This is a genomic window from Halorientalis pallida, from assembly GCF_049605515.1.
GTDB classification, from domain to species: domain Archaea; phylum Halobacteriota; class Halobacteria; order Halobacteriales; family Haloarculaceae; genus Halorientalis; species Halorientalis pallida_A.
In genome coordinates, this window is the sequence record NZ_CP187158.1 from 3,211,037 (window position 1) to 3,228,649 (window position 17,613).

Sequence of the window (17,613 nt, forward strand, 5' to 3'; positions counted from 1 at the left end):
CCCGTCAGAGCGGCGTGCCGCCGCGACTGCCGTCCCCGCCCTGACTCGCCGCCTTGCCCATGAGGTCCGCGACGACGCCCTCGTAGTCGTACCCCGGGACGACGCCCTCGACGTAGGTGCCCTCGACGTACTCCGCGAAGGCCTTCGCCACGTCCGGCGCGCGGTCTGCGTTCCCGAACTCGAACTCGAACGCGGCGACGGCCTCGTCCGCCTCCTCGGCGAGCGTCACCGCGTCGAGGTCCACGTCCGCCCGCGTCACCGACGGTGCGTCTTCCAGCCGGCGCTCGAAGGTGTCGAACCAGCCCGATTCCACCGCGTCGCCGACGTCGCCGTCGACGGCCGCCGAGAGCATCGGCGTCCGGACCACGAGCCGGTAGGCGAGTGCCCAGTCGTCGGTCTCCTCGGCCGTCACGTGCCCGTCGAATCGCGTCGTCGTCACCCGGTAGCCGTCGCCGTCGCGCTCGAAGGCGTCGTGGCCCTCGAACGCCCGCTCGGCCCGCTCCGGAATCGCGTCGGTCATTACAGGCTCGTACGCGAGCGGGCGGCAAAAGCCCGTTGTGTCGGGCCGCCGTTCAGTCCCCCGTCGGTCCCTCGACGGTCTCGCCCGGATCCTCGTCCTCCCCGCGGTCCAGCGCGGCCGCGAGTTCCCCCGACCGCTCGGGCCCGGTCCAGCCCATCTCGCGCCCGGCGAGTACGTCGAGGACGCTCTTCAGCATGACCGCGTCGAGGAACTGCCGGTAGCCCAGCACGAACAGCGGCGCGAACGCGGCCAGCCGCAGGTCACCGTCACCGATCCGGACCGCGAGCGCCGAGACCAGTAACTGCAACAGCGTAAAGAAGGCAAACAGCGCCAGCACCTGCATCACCGACCCGAACAGAAGCTCCCCGACGATGGAGACGACGATCAGGATGCCGACGAACGGGAGCAACGCGTTCGAGAACAACTCGATGGGAAAGGCCAGGCTGTAGAGGATACCGTGGCGCGGCGACCCGAACACGTCGCGGTGTTTCAGCAGGGTCTGGGTCCGCCCGCGGTACCACCGCAGGCGCTGGTTGTAGAGGTCCCGCCACGTCTCGGGGGCCTCCGTGAGACAGAGTGCTTCGTTCGCCCTGGTGATCCGTCCGGATTTGAGCACCTTGATCGTCGCGTCGAAGTCCTCGGTCAGCGTGTCGTCGTCGAACCGACCCACGTCTTCGAGTGCGCTCCGCCGGTAGGCCCCGAACGCGCCCGGGACGATGGTGACGGTGTCACAGAGGTCGAACGCCCGCCGGAACAACTGGATGCCGACGACGTACTCCAGTTCCTGTAGCTCCGTGATGAACTGCCCGCGATTGGCGATGGTGATGTTGCCCGCCACCGCCCCGACCGCCGGGTCGGCCTGGAACGCCCCCGCGATCCGTCTCAGTCCCGACGGTTCCAGCAGGCTGTCGGCGTCGACGGTGACCACGATCTCCCCGCTGGCGTGGTCGAGGCCGTGATTCAGCGCCGAGTGTTTCCCCCCGTTTTCCTTCCGGAGCAGCGTCACCTGCTCGTCGGCGTACACGTTCGCCTCGAACGCCGTCGCGTCGGTACTCCCGTCGTCGACGACGATGATCTCGGTCTTCTCCGCCGGGTAGTCACAGTCACAGAGCGCCTCGACCGACGGCCCGATACACCCCGCCTCGTTGTACGCCGGCACGATGACGCTCACCGACGGATAGGGCGGCTCCGCTTCCGGAGCCTCTGCCCCGTCGTAACTCACGAGTACCAGCGGCAGGGTAAACGCGTAGTAGAAAAACACCGTCGCCAGCGCACAGATCAAAAGCGCCGAGAACAGCGACAGCGGCCCGCCCGTCGCGTTCGTGACCGCGTACGCGTACGGTACCGCCAGCACGCCGACCAGGCAGAGTCTGGCGACTCTGAGACTCGTCCGCCGCCCCGGCTTGCCCCGCAGGTAGATCGGGACCACGCTGGCGAGCGCCCCGCCGACCCCGACCACCCCACAGAGCAGGAACACGTCCCGCGGGATCAACCGGTACAGAATCCCGAACGACGCGAAGATCGCGACGACCAGAACCCCGTACTCTACTCGCTCTCTATTCCCCATGCTCGACCCCGATAGATGTCTCTCTCATCCCCTGGTCCCCCGACGGTGCATTCGTACTAATTTACACTACACGTTCTATTTCAATTTACTGGCCGTTCGAAGGTTTCGATTAAATCTCCCGATAGAAAACCGGCCACAACACTGATATACGGCGTCTTTTCGACCCCCGACTCTGTGTCAGACGGTCCGGAAAACCTATCGGATGGCAGAAATATTTCCGTCAGAGTCGCTCGACGGAGACGGAGTCGTAGCGGGCGCGATTGCCCCGACCGCGACCGAGCGTCAGACTGACACTGTCGTCGTCGAGCCCGTCGAACGGGATATCCACGTCGAACGTCTCCCCGTCACGGGTGACCTCGACGACGCGCTGGGCGTCGAAGTCCACGGTCATGCTGTAGCGCTGCCAGTCGGTCGAGCGGGTCGCCCGGGCCAGTTTCCGGGTGCGGCTGGACACGTCTCGGCCCCGGACGCCGAGAAACAGCCTGTCGTTGCGTGCCCAGCGGTGTTCCTTACAGAGCACCCAGCCGTCGTCGAAACGCAACGCGAACCCGTACCCCCAGTAGTCGGTGATGTCGGTCCGCATCCGAACCGTGATCCGGTATCGGCCGGTCGTCTCGAACGATTTCCGGGTCGTCGGCTTCGGTCCGTCGTTGTACTCCTTGGGCGAGGCGATCAACAGATGCCCGTCCGTCTCGGTGATCGTGTCGTCGTCGATTTCCCCCGGACGCCAGGTGTCCGTATACGTCCCGTCCTCGAACTCGTCGCGGAACCGGGTCGCCACTGCAGTGTCCTCGTCCTCGCTGGTCTCACTGCTCGGTGTCACGTCGCCGTCGATCCCGATGCGGGTGACGTAGCAGTCGATCTCGCCCGGCCAGACGCCGAGCCTGATCTCCACGTCCGTCCCGTCGGCCATGTCACGGGGCACGACACCCTCCAGACGGCCGTCTGGCGGGGACTCCCGCGCGTCACCGCCCCCGTTGTCCCGGTCGAGCTGGGTGCTCCCGTCCCCCTCGTGCAGGAGAATCCGCGGCCCGCCGGGCTCGCCGTCCAGATTCGGGCTCTCGTAGGTGGCGACGATCCGATCCCCCTCGCCGAGTCCGTCGAACGCACGGTAGACGCCGACGTGGTTCGGCCCACCATCCACGTGGAGCGCGACGCTCCCGCCGTGGCGGTCCGACCAGTTCGCGTCGCCCGCCGTGACGCGGTCGTCCGCGTTCGGATGTAACCCGACCGTCCAGCCGTCCAGCCCGTCGGTGAACTCCGTGGCGTACCCCGTCGCCGCCGGCTCGTCGTCCGCCGCCTCGAACAGCCCGTTCTCGACGGCCTCCCGGAGCCGTTCGAGTCGCTTCTTCTCCCCCTGCATGAACTGCCGCATCGTGTGCGCGACCGCCGCAGTCCGGGGATAGTACCGCCGTGCGCCGCTGCTGTCCGACAGCGGAAAGACCCGGTTGGCGAAGTTGTCGTCGTGGTCGAGTTCAGCCAGTTCCGACGGCAGCGATTCGCCATCCTCGGTGTGCGATCCGAACAGTTCGTTTTCGTCCAGCTCCGGCACTCGACCGGTCGGCCCGAGGAGGCTCGCCTGCTGGCGCATCAGCGCCGTCGCTTCGTCGTCGCGCCCGGCGCGCCAGCCGCTGGCCTCCCGTTCGGCCAGGTCCGCGACCGCGTGCAACAGGAGCGCCCCGAGTCGCCCCGCTCGCTGTGGCCGAGACCCGGTCGCGAACTGCGCCTCGAACGTCTCGAACACGGCCGTCCCCTGATCGAGCAACGTCGAGTAAAACGGCGGCGTGAACCGTTCGGCGGCGATCTCGTTTCGGTCGACGTCGGTGAGGTCCCGTGGCACCCGCCCCTCGATCAGGAACTCGAAGGGGGACTTGTAGAACGTGACGACGTCCCAGACGGCACCGGCGACGTCGCCGGTGACCTGCCCGACCGCGCCACCGGCCGCCCCGACCGCCGACCCGAGCATCGCCTCGCCGACCAGCTGTGCGCTCCCGAGACAGACCGCCGTCATCGCGTCGCGCAACTCCTCCCGGTACGGATCGTCCCCGCGCTCGTCCAGCGCTCGCGCGAAGTTCCGGGCCACCGTCGCGCGGTTGTCCGCCGCCTCGGCCAGGCGCTCGCGCGAGACGCTCGTCGACGGCGTCGTCACCGGAATCGTGAATTCCGCCGTCCGCTCGTAATCGTCGTCCGTGACCCCCGTCACCCGCGCGGTCACCGCCACCGAATCCGCGTCCGGATCCGGCTCGACCGCGACGCCGAACGTCCGCGTCCCCGGTCCGCCCCAGTCCGTCCCGGCCCCCGCCGCCGCCCGCGCCGTGCTGGTCACGCCGGCGGGAAAGTTCCCGGGGAGCGGTCGCTCGATCCGCCCACCCTCCAGACGCACGTCGAACGACGGATTCTCGATGTCGGCGTCCGGCGTCGCTTCGACCACGACGTACCCCGCAAACTGCCCGGTCTCGTCACCGGCGAGCAACGGCTGTGTCGTCCGCACCGACAGCGACACCGGCAACTCCCCACTCACCTCGACGTCCCGACCCGCCGTCCCTGTTCCGTCGCCCCCCGCGCCGTCACCACCTCCCAGATCGTCCGGCACGACCTCACCACAACCCGCCACCGCCCCCGTCCCCACGAGTCCACCCCAGCGAAGCACCGTCCGTCTGCTCGGGGCTCTCCGTTCCATATCCGACCCACTCGGTTCGACCCCGATAATGGTTACTCCGCTGATATCAACACGAAAAATCGCGTTCTCGTGCGCCGAAAAATTCCGATTCAGCCGGCACGGCCGCATGCGAGGGCGGGGATTTGAACAACGTCCAGACGGTCTCTCCCTTCGGTCGAGCGTGCGACTGGCCTCGTTCAAATCCACTCGACGATTCCGTCGCGCCACGGAGTGTGGCGCGGCCTCATGCGAGGGAGGGGATTTGAACCACGGTCGTTCCCGTTCGCTCGCTCCGCTCACTCACCTCTCACTCCCTGATTCAAATCCAACCGACGATTCCGTCGCGCCACGAAGTGTGGCGCGATCTCATGCGAGGGAGGGGATTTGAACCGAGTGGAGACGATCACCCTCACTCCGCTCGGGTGCTGCGACTCCCCGGGTTCAAATCCAACCGACGATTCCGTCGCGGCGCGAACTGCGCCGCGACTCCATGCGAGGGAGGGGATTTGAACCCCTGGACCCCTACGGGAGCGGATCTTAAGTCCGCCGCCGTTTCCAGGCTTGGCTACCCTCGCACATCCGTCCCTCCATCCGTGAGGGGTTTGTCGGTTTCGGTCCGCCACAGCCCTGCTTGCACTCGCCGGCCAGCGGCTTATCCACCACTGCTCCCTACCCGCCCATGCCCGATATCTCCGACACAGTCGTCGCCGAGGTCAAACACGAGGGCGAAGCGATGACCACGACCGACCTCGTCGCACTGATCGAACGCCAGCGCGAGAACGGCCGCCTCGTCGAGGACGCCGACCAGCACCGCAACGCCGGGGTGTACCGCGCCGCAGACGCAGCAGGGCTCCGCGACGAGACCACCCAGAAGTGACTACCAGTCGACGCTGAGCGTCCCGTCGCCCTCGGGATCGGGCGCGATCTCCTCGTTCGTCCGGCGGTCGACGACGTGGATGATCCCCTTGTCTTTTTTCGCCGGACAGGCCTCCGCGGCGGCGATGTTGTGATCGAGGTCCTCCTCGCCGAAGAAGTACGTCTCTGGCTTGGCGATCCCCGTCGAGATGTCCAGGTTCCAGTTGTCCGAGTACTCGGCGCACTTGCCCGCGCCGAAGCACTTGTTCGCCTCGAAGATGATCTTGTACGGCTTCTCCGCGACCGGCGGCGCATCCTGCTCGCCGATCTCGCTGGGGTCCACCGGTCCGTCCGCGTCGCTCATATCTCTGGCTTGGCCCTAGTCGGTCTTTCCGTTGTCGCTTTCGATCCGGCAGAAAGATTCGTCAGAAGTGGACGAACGGCGATCTATCGGTGGATCGTGACGCTCTCGATCTCGACGGGATCGTGGGGCTTGTCCTGCCCGTCGGTCGGTACGTTGCCGATCTCCTCGACCACGTCCATGCCGTCGGTGACTTCGCCGAAGACGGCGTGTTTGCCGTCCAGGTGGGGCTGGGCGTCCAGCGTGATGAAGAACTGCGAACCGTTCGTGTCGGGGCCGCTGTTGGCCATCGAGAGCTTGCCGGGGCCGTCGTGTGTCAGTTCGTCGTGGAACTCGTCGTCGAACTGGTAGCCGGGGCCGCCGCGGCCGGTGCCGGTCGGGTCCCCACCCTGGATCATGAAGCCGTCGATGATCCGGTGGAAGGTGACGCCCTCGTACAGCGAGTCACCGCGGATCTCGCCGGTCTCGGGGTCCTCCCACGTCGTCGTCTCCGGCGCGGGTTCGTCGTCGGCCGCCGGGTCGTGTTCCGCGAGGTTGACGAAGTTCTCGACCGTCTTGGGCGCGCGCTCGTCGAACAGGTCGATCTCGATGTCGCCGTGGTTCGTGGACAGCGTCACTGCAAGGTCACTCATGACCTCCACTCCGCGCGGTCGGGAGAAAAGTCTGGTGTTAGTCCCGACCCACGGTCGCGGTCACGCCCCCCTCGTCGAAGGTGAGTTCGACCAGCCCGAACGGCGTCCCGCCCCGGACCTTCGTGACCGCCAGACAGGTCTTGACCGACCGGTCCACCACGTCCATCCGCACGTCCCACACCTGATCGGCCCGGGCCAGCGTCATGTCCCGCCGCAGGACCGACGGCGTGTTCTCGTGGCAGTGAAAGAGCCCGACGCTGTCGGTCATCCGCAAGGCCCGCTTGCAGGTATCGAGAAACTCGCTGTACCGATGCCGGTCGCCCTGCTCCAGTTCCGTCGTCGGATCGACGACCAGCAGCGAGCCCGCGTCCAGCCCACCCAGGAACTCCTCGGGCGACCCCAGCACGTCGTCGCCGTCGACGGTACGCACGTCCACGTCCAGCGCCGCCTTCCCCATCGGGACCGCGGTCGTCAGCGCGTCGGCCACCTCCTCCGCCGGCCGGAGCGCCGAGAGGTACCGCGTCGAGTTCGCGGCCGCCATCGCGTACAGGAGCGGCTCGCTCTGTGCGCGCGGCAGTGCCGACACCGCGACGAGACTCCCCGCCGGTACGCCCCCGCCGAGCCCGCTGTCGAGCAGGTCCACGCCCGTCGAGAGCCGCCCGCTCGGTGTCGCGTCGTCGCTCATGGCCCCACCCATGCGATTGGGACCGATAAACCTGCCGTCCACCACCTTTTTAATTCGTCGGGTTGCACGCCTGCGGCGCGCAACCACTCCTCGCAAAAACGTGGGCGAAAAACCTCCCGCGAGTCGCGCCGACGGCGCGCTCGCGGTGAACCGCGGCGTCGTCCGAGAGAGCAACGCTCTCTCGTGATCACGAAAGGCGCTCCGCGCCTTTCGAACGACTTCGCGCCGCGGATGCTCGTGCCCTCCGCAACTGCACCGCACCCGCACCGACTCCGCCACCGCACCTGCCCAACCCAGACAGTGCCTGTTTTACGTGCCTGCCCCGACGTGCCCGACATGAGCAACCGAGAGGCCGACGCGTCCGGGCCGACGGAGTGGCTGACGCCGGAGAAGGCCATCATCACCGTCTGCGCCGCCATCGCACTCCCGGTCGTCTACGTCCTGACCGAGCGACTGGGGACGATCACGTATCCCGCGATCTTCCCGACGCTGGCCATCGTCTTCATGCCGCCGTTCGTCTACCGGGCCTACTGGCCGAACCGCTACGATCTGCCCCGTGCCGTCGGCTGGGGTCTCGTCGCCGGTATCGCCGTCGCCGCACAACTGCTCGCCGTGATCCTCCTCGCTGCACCGTCCCTGGGCGGCGACGGTGCCGTCCTGCTGGCGTTCGGCGTCGTCGTCCCGGCCGACTACGCTATCGCCCGGTTCGTGATCGGTCGCTGAGGGGGTCAGAACGCCCGGAGGTCGTCCAGCACCGCTTCGGCGTCACCGCTCTCGATGGTCTCGCGGGCGATTTCGAGCCCGTCTTCGAGGCTGTCCACGTCCTCGCGAGCGTACATGCGCAGGGCGGCGTTGACCGCCACGGCGTCGGCGAACTGGTCGTCGCGCTCGCCCGCCAGGACCTCCTCGGTGATCGTCGCCGACTCCGCGGCGATGTCCTCGACCTCCAGATCCTCGCCGCTGAAGTCCATCCCGTAGTTCGCCGTCTCGATCTCGAAGTCGTCCAGCTCCTCACCCTCGGACCATTCTGCGACCACAGTCGACCCGGGCCGGATGTCGTCGTAGCCCTCCTGGCCCTGGAACATCAGCACGCGGGACACGTCCTGAGCCTGGACCGCGCGGAAGGTGTCGACGATCTTCTCGGCGAACGCGAGGTGGTAGAAACTGCCCAGATGCACGTCGGCGTCGGCCGGGTTCGCGAGCGTCTCGATGGTGTTGACGAAGCTCCGCACGCCCATCATGTCACGGCGCTCCCAGAGGTCGTCGACGCCGGGGTTGAACGCGGGCTGGTAGTAGTAGCCGAAGCCGGTCTCGTCGACCATGTCGGCGCTCTCCTCGGGGTCCAGTTCCGTGCGGACGCCCAGTTCGTCCAGCACGTGCTTGTACGCGTCGAGCTTCTGGGTGGGGACCCGATCCCCGGAGTGGACGACGACGGGCGTCCCCGCGGCGGCGGCGACGGCACCCGCGGCGACGCCCAGGATGGCCGTGGAGTGTTTGCCGTCGTAGTTGGCCCCGCAGTCGACGGGGTCGGCGTCGGGGGCGGCCACTTCGACGGACTCCTCGCGCATCACGTCGGTGTAGGCCGCCAGTTCCTCGGGGCTGTTGCGCTTCCAGCGGTTGGCCAGCCAGAACGCCCCGAGCGTCGTGGGGTCGGGCTCGCCGGCGAGGATCCGCTGGAACGCCTCCCGGGCCTGGTCGCGGTCCATGTCCTCGGCGGACTTGTGGCCGGACCCGACGACCTCGGTCATCAACCGTTTGAGCGGCCATTCGCCGAACTGCTGGCTCGCTTGTGCCATACCCGACAGTCGGCACGCCAGCGCGAAATAGTTCACGAAGCCGTCGCTGCCGGTCCGTTCGAAAATCCCGTTCCGAACTGTCCGATCCGGGTAGCGACTGCCTACTCGCCGGCCGCTCGCTTCTCGATCATCCCGAGGCCGATCCAGGTGATGACCGGTTCGTCGTCCTGATTGTAGCCGGTCAGCCGGCTGTCGACTTCGCCGACGCCGGGGCGGTCGCCCTCGCGTTTCTCGACGACCTCGTACTCGATGGAGAGTTCGTCGCCCGGTCGGACCGGCTTGATCCACCGGAGTTCGTCCACGCCGCGGGCCCCCTGCGAGGCCCACCCGGCTTTCTCCATGGTCTCGACCAGCAGGCGCATGCAAACGGCGGCGGTGTGCCAGCCGCTCGCGGCGAGTCCGCCGAACATCGTGTCCTCGGCGGCCTCGGGGTCCGTGTGGAACTCCTGGGGATCGTACTGCTCCGCGAACTCGACGATCTCGTCCTCGGTGACCTCGTAGCTACCGTGTGCCTCCGTGTCGCCGACCTCGATATCTTCGTAGTACGTGGGCATTGCCGAGGCCAAACGCGCCGGCGACTTAGCGGTTTCGTGCCCGAGAAGCGACACCGTTACACTGGAACGGCCCAAAGAGTGGCCAATGAGTCTCCAGTCGGGTGACTGGCGGGCGGCGCTGGACGACGTGGACGCGGCACTCGTCGACGGCTACCAGAGCGGGTTCCCCGTGACCGAACGCCCGTTCGAGGTCGTCGGCGACGACCTGGGGATCGAGGCCACCGACGCGCTGGCTCGCGTTCGGGACCTCCGCGAAGCCGGCGTCTTCCGCCGGTTCGGTGCCGTTCTCAACCCGCCGGTGATCGGCTCGTCCACGCTGGCGGCCGTCTCGGCCCCCGCCGACCGCTTCGACGAGGTGGCCGACGTGATCAACGACCACCGGCAGGTCAACCACAATTACCGCCGCGAACACGAGTGGAACATGTGGTTCGTCGTCACCGCCGGTTCCCGGGCGCGACGCGACGCCATCATCGAGGACATCGAGGCCCGGACCGGCCTCGACGTACTCGTCCTCCCGATGCTGACCGACTACTACATCGATCTGGAGTTTCCCGTCGTGAACGGGGATCGATTCGCGCGGGAGAGCATCTCGGAGACCGACGCCTCGGCGACCCGGATCAGCGAGGACGCCGCGGCCAACCTCTCGGCGCTGGACCGGCGACTCCTGCTCGAAATTCAGGACGGCTTCCCCCTCTCGGAGACACCCTACCGGGACGTGGCGGCCGCGGTCGACGCGTCGGTCGAGGACGTACTCGACAGCGTGGCGACACTGCGGGCAGACGGCTGTATCAAACGCATCGGCTGTGTCGTCAACCACGTCACGACGGGGTTCGACAACAACTGCATGGTCGTCTGGGACGTGCCCGACGAGAACCTCGATTCCTGGGGCGAGACCGTCGGGTCGCTCCCGTACGTCACGCTCTGTTATCACCGGCCACGGCGCCCCGAGCAGGACTGGCCCTACAACCTGTTCACGATGATCCACGGCCGCGAGGCCGAGGCCGTCGACGCCAAGATCGACGAACTCGCCGACGAGTACCTCCCCGTCGATCACGAACGGCTCTACTCGACCGAGACCCTGAAACAGACGGGTGCGCGGTACGACGACATCGTGGGAGAGTAGGGAAGCCAGCGACGGTTACGCGATGGGAACTATCAACCAGATGTGTGCTTCTCAGGGCCGAAACGCCCGGAAGTCTTATCCTTCTGTTAGCGTGTATTGGCTAGCGATTGGATGAGTACAGGTGACCTCCCCACCGTGCTGGTGGTGGACGACGAACCAGACGTGGCCGATGCCTACGCCGCCCAGCTGAAACAGGAGTACCACGTCAGGACGGCCTACAGCGGTGAGGAGGCACTGACAGCGCTCGGACCGGACATCGACGTCGTCTTGCTCGACCGGCGGATGCCGGACGTGTCGGGCGACGACGTCCTCGAGGAGATCCGCGAGGAAGGGTACGACTGCCGCGTCGCGATGGTGACGGCGGTCGATCCCGACTTCGACATCATCGAGATGCCGTTCGACGACTACGTCATCAAGCCGGTCTCCCGTGAGGACCTGTTCGACACCATCGAGCGCCTGCTGGTCTGTGCCGAGTACGAGGAGAAACTCCAGCGGTACTACTCGCTGACCTCGAAGTACGCGACGCTGTTGGCCAACAAGAGCAACACGGAACTGGAAAACAGCGACGAGTTCCACGACCTCCGCGAGGAGCGCGACCGCGTTCGACAGGACCTCGAAGACACCGTCGCACGCTTCGACGACGAAGCGTTCGCCACGGTGTTCCGCGAACTCCACGACGGATCGCGTCCCGTGACCGAGGAGTAACACGACCGAAACCGGTCGTTTCCGCCATTTCACCCGTTACTGCACTCGATAATTGGAGATGGGGCGGTTCTCCCCACTCGTTTGCGGATCTATCTCCAGTTCCGTGTCTGGTTTTCACTTCTGAACACCGGGCGGAAACTTTTTTGCTACTGTTCACCACTTCCTACAGTGAGTGGATAGGTTTGGGCGAAACAACAGTCCTCATCGTCGACGACGAGTCCGCCGTCACGGACGTGTATGCGGCTCACCTACAGGATGAGTACGACGTCCGGACGGCGTACAGTGGATCGGAGGCGCTCGAGGAACTCGACGACGATGTCGACGCCGTGTTGCTCGACCGCAGAATGCCGGGGATGTCGGGGGACGAAGTCCTCGAACACATCCGCGAGGAGGGCTACGACTGCCGTGTCGCGATGGTGACGGCGGTCGATCCCGACTTCGATATCCTCGATATGGGCTTCGACGAGTACGTCGTCAAACCAGTCTCGCGGGACGACCTCTACGACACGGTCGAACAGCTCCTGACGTACTCGACGTACGACGACACGTTCCAGGAGTACTTCTCGCTGGTCTCGAAGCGCGCGGCGCTCGAAACCTCGAAGAGCCGGTCCGCACTCGAAACCAACGAGGAGTATCAGCAACTGACCGACGAGATCGAAGAACTCGAAGCCAACCTCGACGACGCAGTCGGCGATCTCGAAGAAGACGAGTTCGGCGCGCTGTTCAGGATGCCGGAACCCGACCTCGACTCGATGGATTCGCCGTCGCAGCCGTAGAGCGGCCCACACATGGCCTGGCAATACACACCATTCGCACTCCTTTATACAGGTGTCGCCGTAGTCGTTGCCGGGCTCGCTGCGTGGGTGTACCGGGATCGGATGACGACCGGAACGCGACCGCTGGTCGGCCTGCTGGCCGCCACCGCTTTCTGGACGTTCTGTGCCGGCCTCGAATTCGCCCGGACGGACGTGGTCGGCCAGCGCGTGTTCGCGAACGCCACCTATCTGGCCATCGCGACGCTGCCGGTCCTGTTTCTCTACTTCGCCGAATCGTACTCCGGCCAGGAGACGCCGCTGACGCGGTACGGACCGGGGCCGCTGCTGGTCGTGCCCGCGATCACGCAACTGCTCATCTGGACCAACCCGTTCCACCACCTCATGTGGGCGCGGTCACAGCTGTTTCGGGCCGGTGCCGTCGCGACGCCGCCGGCGCTGTCCGGGTCGTGGTTTCTCGTCCACACGGCCTACTCCTACGCCTTGCTCGTCGTGGGCTCGTATCTCCTCGTTCGGATGCTCGTCGTCTCGGAGAACGTCTATCGGAGCCAGGCCATCGCCATCCTCGTGGGGACGTTCACGCCCTGGATCGCCAACGCCCTCTATCTCGGGAACGTCGTCTCCTTTCCCTTCGACCCGACGCCGGCCGCCTTCTCGGTCACCGCGGCGGCGTTCGTGGTCGCCATCTACCGCCACCGACTGCTGGAGATGGTGCCGGTCGCCCGCGAGGTCGCCCGGGACGAACTGATGGACAACCTCGTCGAGGCGGTGTTCGTCCTTGACGACGACCGGCGAGTCATCGACTACAACCAGCGCGCCGAGCGGATCGTCGACGACACCGACGGGTCGCTGGTCGGCCGGCCGGTCGCGGAGGTGTGCCCGGATCTGGAGTCTGTCGTCGCCGAGGCCGCGGACGCCGACCCGGAGACCGGAGCCGTCAGTACGGAACTGGCGCTTCGACGGGACGGGAAGCTCCGGTACTACGACGTGCAAGTGACGGCGTTGCGACGGGCAGGCGGCCTGCTGACGGGCCACCTCGTCAGTCTCCGTGACGTGACCGAACAACGCCAGCGCGAACAGCGGCTGAACGTCCTCAACCGCGCGCTCCGGCACGACCTGCGCAACGAGGCCAACGTCGTGCTGGGGTACGCCGAACTGGGCAAGCAGAACAATCCCGACGCCGAGTGGGTCGACGCCATCGAGAGCCACATCTCGGGCCTGATCGACCTGAGCGAGAAGGCCCGCCAGCTCGAACAGGCGCTGGACAGCGAACACGTCGAATCCCGCCGACTCGATGCGGTCGACGTGATCGAGACCGTCGTCGACGACTTCGAGGCCGACCGGCCGGACGTCGAGATCGAGACCGATCTCCCCGAAACGGCGCACGTCTCGGCCATCGAGTTCTTCGCCGACGCCGTGGGCAACGCGGTCGAGAACGCCATCGAACACAACGACAACCCGGAACCGCTCATCGAGGTCGCCGTCTCCGCGTGGGTCGAGGACGACGAGGTGGCCATCGAGATCCTCGACAACGGGCCGGGTATCCACGAGGAGGAGCGTGCCGTCCTGTTGCGCGGTCGGGAGACCCAGCTCCAGCACATCAGCGGGCTCGGGCTGTGGATCATCAACTGGATCGTCACCGAGTCCGGCGGCACCGTCCAGTTCCAGGAGAACGACCCGCGGGGCTCCATCGTGACGATCCGGTTGCCGGTGGCCGAGGACGAGCCCGACGGACAGGAAGCCGACGAGGCCGTCACGGCCGAAGCCGACGGAAGCGACGTGGACGCCGAGGACGCCGAGCCCACGGTCGAGTCACAGACCCGGGACGTACACAGCTGACGGCGCAGGGGCCGTCAGTCGTCGCCCAGCACGCGGTCGGCGATGGGCTGGCCCCCTTCACTGGGCGTCTCGGCTCCCGTCTGGTTGCGGAGTTTCGCCACCACGTCGTAGCCGAAGATGGCAGTTCCCAGGATGATCATCGTGTCACCCGGCAGTCGCGCCCAGAACAGCGCCTGCACGATGGGTTGCTCGTAGAAGGCCAGACTCCGGCCGGCGTCGTAGCTCGCCGTGAAGACCGCCTCCAGCTGGAGGAAGCCCACCGGGAGGACGGAGACGAACACCATCAGCGCCAGGCCGAGGTTCCACAGCCAGAACGACCAGCGGAGCCGGCGGGTGGACCACGCGCCCGAGCGGGTGGTGAGCCGGAGCATGTAGACGGCCATGCCGATGGCGAGGAAGCCGAAGGCACCGAACATCGCGGCGTGCGCGTGGCCGACGGTGAGGTAGGTGCCGTGTTCGTAGTAGTTGATCAGCGGGAGGTTGATGAAGAAGCCCAGCACGCCCGCGCCGACGAAGTTCCACACGCCGCTGGCGACGATGAACATGAACGGGAGCGTGTAGGGGAAGCCCTCGCCGGAGCTCGCCATCACGCGGTACTGGCCCAGCGCCTCGTAGAGGATGAACACCAGCGGGATGAGTTCGAGCGTGGAGAAGGCGCTCCCGACCGGCACCCAGATGTCGGGCTGGCCGACCCACCAGTAGTGGTGGGAGACGCCGATGACGCCCGTGCCCATCACGAACAGGGCCTGGAACATGACCGCCTTCTCGGCGCTTTTCTTCCGGAGCAGGTTCATCGACACCAGCACGAGGCCGACGATGGAGACGATGAAGAACTCGAAGGCTCCTTCGACCCACATGTGGACGACCCACCAGCGCCAGAACTCCGTGACGACGATGTTGGTCTGGGGGGTGTACAGCATGCCGGCACAGAACAGCAGGGCGATGGAGCCGCCGGCGTAGAGGATCATGTGTGCCAGCCCGAAGCGCTGTTCGCGGCGCAAGAGCGGGCGGAAGCCGCGCCAGACCAGCACCGCCCAGATGCCGAAGCCGGCGAGCAGGCCGACCTGCCAGAGCCGCCCGACTTCGAGGTACTCCAGGCCCTCGTTGCCGACGATCCACCAGAGCGCGCCGTCGATGTAACCCTGCGCGCCGAGCCAGATGCCCGCGAGGCCGCCGACGGCGACCACGACGAGCGCCACGAGCAGGCCGTTGACGTACCGGGCCTGGTTCGACGGCTCGTAGCCGGTCAGCAGCGCCGGCAGGAAGATGCCGGCACCGAGCCACAGCGTCGCGATCCAGAGGATCCCCAGGTCGATGTGCCAGGTCTTGGCCAGCGCGAAGGGGAGCCACTGGAGGATCTCGAAGCCGAAGATCTCACCGAGGCCGAAGAAGGCGTCGCGCTCGATGTAGAAGTGTGCGAGCAGGCCGCCCAGCAGCACCTGCGCCATGAACAGGAGCGCGCCGATGACGACGAACCGGCTCGCGGCGATCTGGCTGGGCAGGATGGTCACGTCGTCGGGATCGGGGATCGTGACGCCCTCGGATTCGGGTTCGGTGAGGTCGACGGCCCGGTAGAGCCAGATGCCCGCGCCGGCACCGGCGACGAGCAACACCATCGCGATGACGCTCCAGGTCATCGCGCTGGCCGGGGGCTGGTTGCCAGCGCCGGGAGCGTAGGGCCACTCGTTGGTGAAGGAGTTCTCGCCGCCCGGGCGGTCGGTGTGGGCGACCCAGGCGGTCCACATGGCGAAGTCGGCGAACTGCCGGGCGCGCTCCTCGGAGTCGATCATGTCCGCGGGGACGCCGCGGTGGGGTTCACCCTCGTGGTACCGCTCGACGTACTCCTGGCGGACCTGCTGGTGAGCGTAGGCCTCCGCCGCGGAGTACTGGACCACGTTGCCGGCCCGGCTGCCCTCCAGTTCGGACTGCACCGTGGCGTTGACCGACGCCCGGTCGCCGGCCGAGAGGTTCGCGTAGGACCGGTCGTACTCCTCCCGGGCGTAGTACTCGCGCATGTGGTGGACCTTCAGGTCGAGCGCGTCGGCGGTGTAGTCGGGGCCGTAGTACGCGCCGTTGCCCAGGATCGACCCGTGGTTCATCAGCCCGTCCGACTGGAAGACGGTCTTGCCCGCCTGGACCTGGTCTTTGGTCGTGATTCGCTCGCCGTCGGGACCGACGACTTCCTGTGGGATGGGCGGCGCGTTGGTGGTGGAGTACCACGCGCCCGCACCCATGACGACGAGGTTGAACACGAAGGCGACGACCAGTGCCGTCGCGAGATGTTTACGCGTGACTTGCATACAGACGGCGGTCTTTCCGGCGACGGCATGAAGGGTTGGCGGCGCTCCAAGAAACTGCGAACCCGTCCGAACGCGTTCGGGACAAGCGGGACGGAGCCGGCCGTACTCACTCCTCGTAGGCACCGCTGGTCGGGTTCGGGGTTTGTCTCGCACCAACGGTCGTTTTCGAAAGCCCTAACGAAGGTTCGGTCCTAAGGAAGTCCCAATGAGTCAGCAACTGCCGGACGTTCAGGCGAGCAGTCCGGACGTGTCCGTCGGACTGAACCGTGTCGGGGTCACTGGCGTCGAGAAGCTCGTGAAGCTCGGCCGGACCGACGAACGCCCCATCGTACTGATGGCCGAATTCGACGTGTTCGTCGACCTGCCGTCCTGGCGGAAGGGTGCTGACATGTCCCGGAACATGGAGGTCGTCGACGAGACGCTGGAAGCCGCGGTCGCCCAGGAGGTCCACCGCGTCGAGGACGTGTGCGGTGACGCCGCCGAGCGGCTGATCGACAAACACGAGTACACCACCAAGGCCGAGGTCCGGATGGAGGCCGAGTACGTCACCCGCGAGCGGACGCCCGAGTCCGACCGCCCGACCCAGTCGACGGCCGACATCATCGCCTCGGCCACGGCGACCGAGGACGGGACCCACGAGGAGATCGGGGCCCGCGTCACCGGCATGACCGTCTGTCCCTGCTCGCAGGGGATGAGTACCTCCCGCGCCCGCGAGACGCTGCGCGGCCTCGACGTGGAAGACGAGGTCATCGACGAGTTCCTCGAAGAAGTGCCCCAGCCGGGCCACTCACAGCGGGGCCACGCGACCCTGACCGTCGAGAGCGAGGGCGCGCCCGAGGCCGACCTCAACGATATCATCCGCGTCGCGCGCGACTCGATGAGCGCCCGCATCTACAACCTCGCGAAGCGACCCGACGAGGATCACATGACATACGAGTCCCACAAGGACGCCAAGTTCGTCGAGGACTGCGTGCGCGCGATGGCCGAAGGGGTCGTCGAGGAGTTCCCCGACCTGCCCGACGACGCCATCGTGACGATGAAACAGTCCAACGACGAGTCCATCCACCAGCACAACGCCCACGCCGAACGGGTGGCGGAGTACGAGACGCTGAAGGCGGAAGTGAACGGGGACGATTAGCATCCGGCGGCCGAGCGCCGCCGGTTCCCGGGATCGAACGCCGTGAGATCCCCTTTTTTCGCCCACGTTTTTCAAGGAGCGGTGGCGAGCAACGCGAGCCACCCGA

At 66.8% G+C, this 17,613-nt stretch carries 16 protein-coding genes and 1 tRNA gene; 7 read left to right on the forward strand and 10 right to left on the reverse strand.

Annotation, left to right across the window (positions count from 1 at the left end):
* Positions 1 to 4: 4 nt before the first annotated feature.
* The 4 genes from ACOZ4N_RS18200 to ACOZ4N_RS18215 all read right to left on the reverse strand — a co-directional run bounded on the left by ACOZ4N_RS18200 (position 5) and on the right by ACOZ4N_RS18215 (position 5,321).
* Positions 5 to 520 (reverse strand): DUF5813 family protein, encoded by a 516-nt coding sequence (locus ACOZ4N_RS18200; RefSeq protein ID WP_424017779.1) that lies wholly within the window; start codon positions 518 to 520, stop codon positions 5 to 7.
* A 52-nt stretch (positions 521 to 572) separates the two neighbouring features.
* Complete coding sequence (locus tag ACOZ4N_RS18205; RefSeq protein WP_424017780.1) at positions 573 to 2,087, reverse strand: glycosyltransferase; 1,515 nt, start codon at positions 2,085 to 2,087, stop codon at positions 573 to 575.
* Between the two features lie 220 nt (positions 2,088 to 2,307).
* The gene (locus tag ACOZ4N_RS18210; protein ID WP_424017781.1) at positions 2,308 to 4,767 is read right to left on the reverse strand and encodes a hypothetical protein; all 2,460 of its coding nucleotides are present in this window, start codon (positions 4,765 to 4,767) and stop codon (positions 2,308 to 2,310) included.
* A gap of 470 nt (positions 4,768 to 5,237) precedes the next feature.
* Positions 5,238 to 5,321, reverse strand: a tRNA-Leu gene (locus ACOZ4N_RS18215).
* Between the two features lie 104 nt (positions 5,322 to 5,425).
* Between ACOZ4N_RS18215 and ACOZ4N_RS18220 the strand changes: the two genes are divergently transcribed.
* Positions 5,426 to 5,623 (forward strand): hypothetical protein, encoded by a 198-nt coding sequence (locus tag ACOZ4N_RS18220; protein ID WP_424017782.1) that lies wholly within the window; start codon positions 5,426 to 5,428, stop codon positions 5,621 to 5,623.
* Here the strand turns inward: ACOZ4N_RS18220 and ACOZ4N_RS18225 are convergent, their stop codons facing one another.
* The 3 genes from ACOZ4N_RS18225 to ACOZ4N_RS18235 all read right to left on the reverse strand — a co-directional run bounded on the left by ACOZ4N_RS18225 (position 5,624) and on the right by ACOZ4N_RS18235 (position 7,279).
* A complete protein-coding gene (locus ACOZ4N_RS18225; protein ID WP_424017783.1) occupies positions 5,624 to 5,965 on the reverse strand; it encodes a ferredoxin in 342 nt (113 codons plus the stop codon).
* An 83-nt stretch (positions 5,966 to 6,048) separates the two neighbouring features.
* Complete coding sequence (locus tag ACOZ4N_RS18230) at positions 6,049 to 6,594, reverse strand: peptidylprolyl isomerase (protein WP_424017784.1); 546 nt, start codon at positions 6,592 to 6,594, stop codon at positions 6,049 to 6,051.
* Between the two features lie 37 nt (positions 6,595 to 6,631).
* Positions 6,632 to 7,279: an RAD55 family ATPase gene (locus tag ACOZ4N_RS18235; RefSeq protein WP_424017785.1), complete on the reverse strand. Its 648-nt coding sequence runs from the start codon at positions 7,277 to 7,279 to the stop codon at positions 6,632 to 6,634.
* Positions 7,280 to 7,615: 336 nt separating this feature from the next.
* Here ACOZ4N_RS18235 and ACOZ4N_RS18240 point away from each other — a divergent pair, with 336 nt between their 5' ends.
* Positions 7,616 to 8,002 carry a hypothetical protein gene (locus ACOZ4N_RS18240; RefSeq protein WP_424017786.1) on the forward strand — a complete coding sequence of 129 codons (387 nt, stop codon included), beginning with the start codon at positions 7,616 to 7,618 and terminating at the stop codon, positions 8,000 to 8,002.
* Positions 8,003 to 8,007: 5 nt separating this feature from the next.
* Here the strand turns inward: ACOZ4N_RS18240 and ACOZ4N_RS18245 are convergent, their stop codons facing one another.
* Positions 8,008 to 9,075 carry an anthranilate phosphoribosyltransferase gene (locus tag ACOZ4N_RS18245; protein ID WP_424017787.1) on the reverse strand — a complete coding sequence of 356 codons (1,068 nt, stop codon included), beginning with the start codon at positions 9,073 to 9,075 and terminating at the stop codon, positions 8,008 to 8,010.
* A 101-nt stretch (positions 9,076 to 9,176) separates the two neighbouring features.
* The gene (locus tag ACOZ4N_RS18250) at positions 9,177 to 9,629 is read right to left on the reverse strand and encodes a MaoC family dehydratase (protein WP_092688704.1); all 453 of its coding nucleotides are present in this window, start codon (positions 9,627 to 9,629) and stop codon (positions 9,177 to 9,179) included.
* An 85-nt stretch (positions 9,630 to 9,714) separates the two neighbouring features.
* Between ACOZ4N_RS18250 and ACOZ4N_RS18255 the strand changes: the two genes are divergently transcribed.
* The 4 genes from ACOZ4N_RS18255 to ACOZ4N_RS18270 all read left to right on the forward strand — a co-directional run bounded on the left by ACOZ4N_RS18255 (position 9,715) and on the right by ACOZ4N_RS18270 (position 14,069).
* Entirely contained in the window at positions 9,715 to 10,752 is a 1,038-nt protein-coding gene (locus ACOZ4N_RS18255; protein ID WP_424017788.1) for an Lrp/AsnC family transcriptional regulator, read from the forward strand.
* Positions 10,753 to 10,863: 111 nt separating this feature from the next.
* Positions 10,864 to 11,457 (forward strand): response regulator, encoded by a 594-nt coding sequence (locus ACOZ4N_RS18260; RefSeq protein ID WP_424017789.1) that lies wholly within the window; start codon positions 10,864 to 10,866, stop codon positions 11,455 to 11,457.
* A 176-nt stretch (positions 11,458 to 11,633) separates the two neighbouring features.
* Positions 11,634 to 12,233, forward strand: a complete 600-nt coding sequence (locus tag ACOZ4N_RS18265) for a HalX domain-containing protein (RefSeq protein ID WP_424019971.1) — start codon at positions 11,634 to 11,636, stop codon at positions 12,231 to 12,233.
* 12 nt (positions 12,234 to 12,245) lie between these two features.
* Entirely contained in the window at positions 12,246 to 14,069 is a 1,824-nt protein-coding gene (locus tag ACOZ4N_RS18270) for a histidine kinase N-terminal 7TM domain-containing protein (protein WP_424017790.1), read from the forward strand.
* Between the two features lie 14 nt (positions 14,070 to 14,083).
* On the opposite strand, the gene ACOZ4N_RS18275 is transcribed toward ACOZ4N_RS18270, so the two are convergent.
* Positions 14,084 to 16,369: a nitric-oxide reductase large subunit gene (locus tag ACOZ4N_RS18275; RefSeq protein ID WP_424017791.1), complete on the reverse strand. Its 2,286-nt coding sequence runs from the start codon at positions 16,367 to 16,369 to the stop codon at positions 14,084 to 14,086.
* Positions 16,370 to 16,574: 205 nt separating this feature from the next.
* Between ACOZ4N_RS18275 and mptA the strand changes: the two genes are divergently transcribed.
* On the forward strand, positions 16,575 to 17,507 hold the full coding sequence (gene mptA / locus ACOZ4N_RS18280; protein WP_424017792.1) for a GTP cyclohydrolase MptA: 933 nt from the start codon (positions 16,575 to 16,577) through the stop codon (positions 17,505 to 17,507).
* Positions 17,508 to 17,613 lie beyond the last annotated feature (106 nt).

What these genes read in the sequence shown, in the direction of transcription:
- ACOZ4N_RS18210 (WP_424017781.1), bottom strand. Translation starts at nt 4,767, where the DNA reads ATGGAACGGAGAGCCCCGAGCAGACGGACGGTGCTTCGCTGGGGTGGA.
- ACOZ4N_RS18240 (WP_424017786.1), top strand. Translation starts at nt 7,616, where the DNA reads ATGAGCAACCGAGAGGCCGACGCGTCCGGGCCGACGGAGTGGCTGACG.
- ACOZ4N_RS18230 (WP_424017784.1), bottom strand. Translation starts at nt 6,594, where the DNA reads ATGAGTGACCTTGCAGTGACGCTGTCCACGAACCACGGCGACATCGAG.
- ACOZ4N_RS18260 (WP_424017789.1), top strand. Translation starts at nt 10,864, where the DNA reads ATGAGTACAGGTGACCTCCCCACCGTGCTGGTGGTGGACGACGAACCA.
- ACOZ4N_RS18220 (WP_424017782.1), top strand. Translation starts at nt 5,426, where the DNA reads ATGCCCGATATCTCCGACACAGTCGTCGCCGAGGTCAAACACGAGGGC.
- ACOZ4N_RS18205 (WP_424017780.1), bottom strand. Translation starts at nt 2,087, where the DNA reads ATGGGGAATAGAGAGCGAGTAGAGTACGGGGTTCTGGTCGTCGCGATC.
- ACOZ4N_RS18225 (WP_424017783.1), bottom strand. Translation starts at nt 5,965, where the DNA reads ATGAGCGACGCGGACGGACCGGTGGACCCCAGCGAGATCGGCGAGCAG.
- ACOZ4N_RS18235 (WP_424017785.1), bottom strand. Translation starts at nt 7,279, where the DNA reads ATGAGCGACGACGCGACACCGAGCGGGCGGCTCTCGACGGGCGTGGAC.
- ACOZ4N_RS18275 (WP_424017791.1), bottom strand. Translation starts at nt 16,369, where the DNA reads ATGCAAGTCACGCGTAAACATCTCGCGACGGCACTGGTCGTCGCCTTC.
- mptA (WP_424017792.1), top strand. Translation starts at nt 16,575, where the DNA reads ATGAGTCAGCAACTGCCGGACGTTCAGGCGAGCAGTCCGGACGTGTCC.
- ACOZ4N_RS18270 (WP_424017790.1), top strand. Translation starts at nt 12,246, where the DNA reads ATGGCCTGGCAATACACACCATTCGCACTCCTTTATACAGGTGTCGCC.
- ACOZ4N_RS18200 (WP_424017779.1), bottom strand. Translation starts at nt 520, where the DNA reads ATGACCGACGCGATTCCGGAGCGGGCCGAGCGGGCGTTCGAGGGCCAC.
- ACOZ4N_RS18250 (WP_092688704.1), bottom strand. Translation starts at nt 9,629, where the DNA reads ATGCCCACGTACTACGAAGATATCGAGGTCGGCGACACGGAGGCACAC.
- ACOZ4N_RS18255 (WP_424017788.1), top strand. Translation starts at nt 9,715, where the DNA reads ATGAGTCTCCAGTCGGGTGACTGGCGGGCGGCGCTGGACGACGTGGAC.
- ACOZ4N_RS18245 (WP_424017787.1), bottom strand. Translation starts at nt 9,075, where the DNA reads ATGGCACAAGCGAGCCAGCAGTTCGGCGAATGGCCGCTCAAACGGTTG.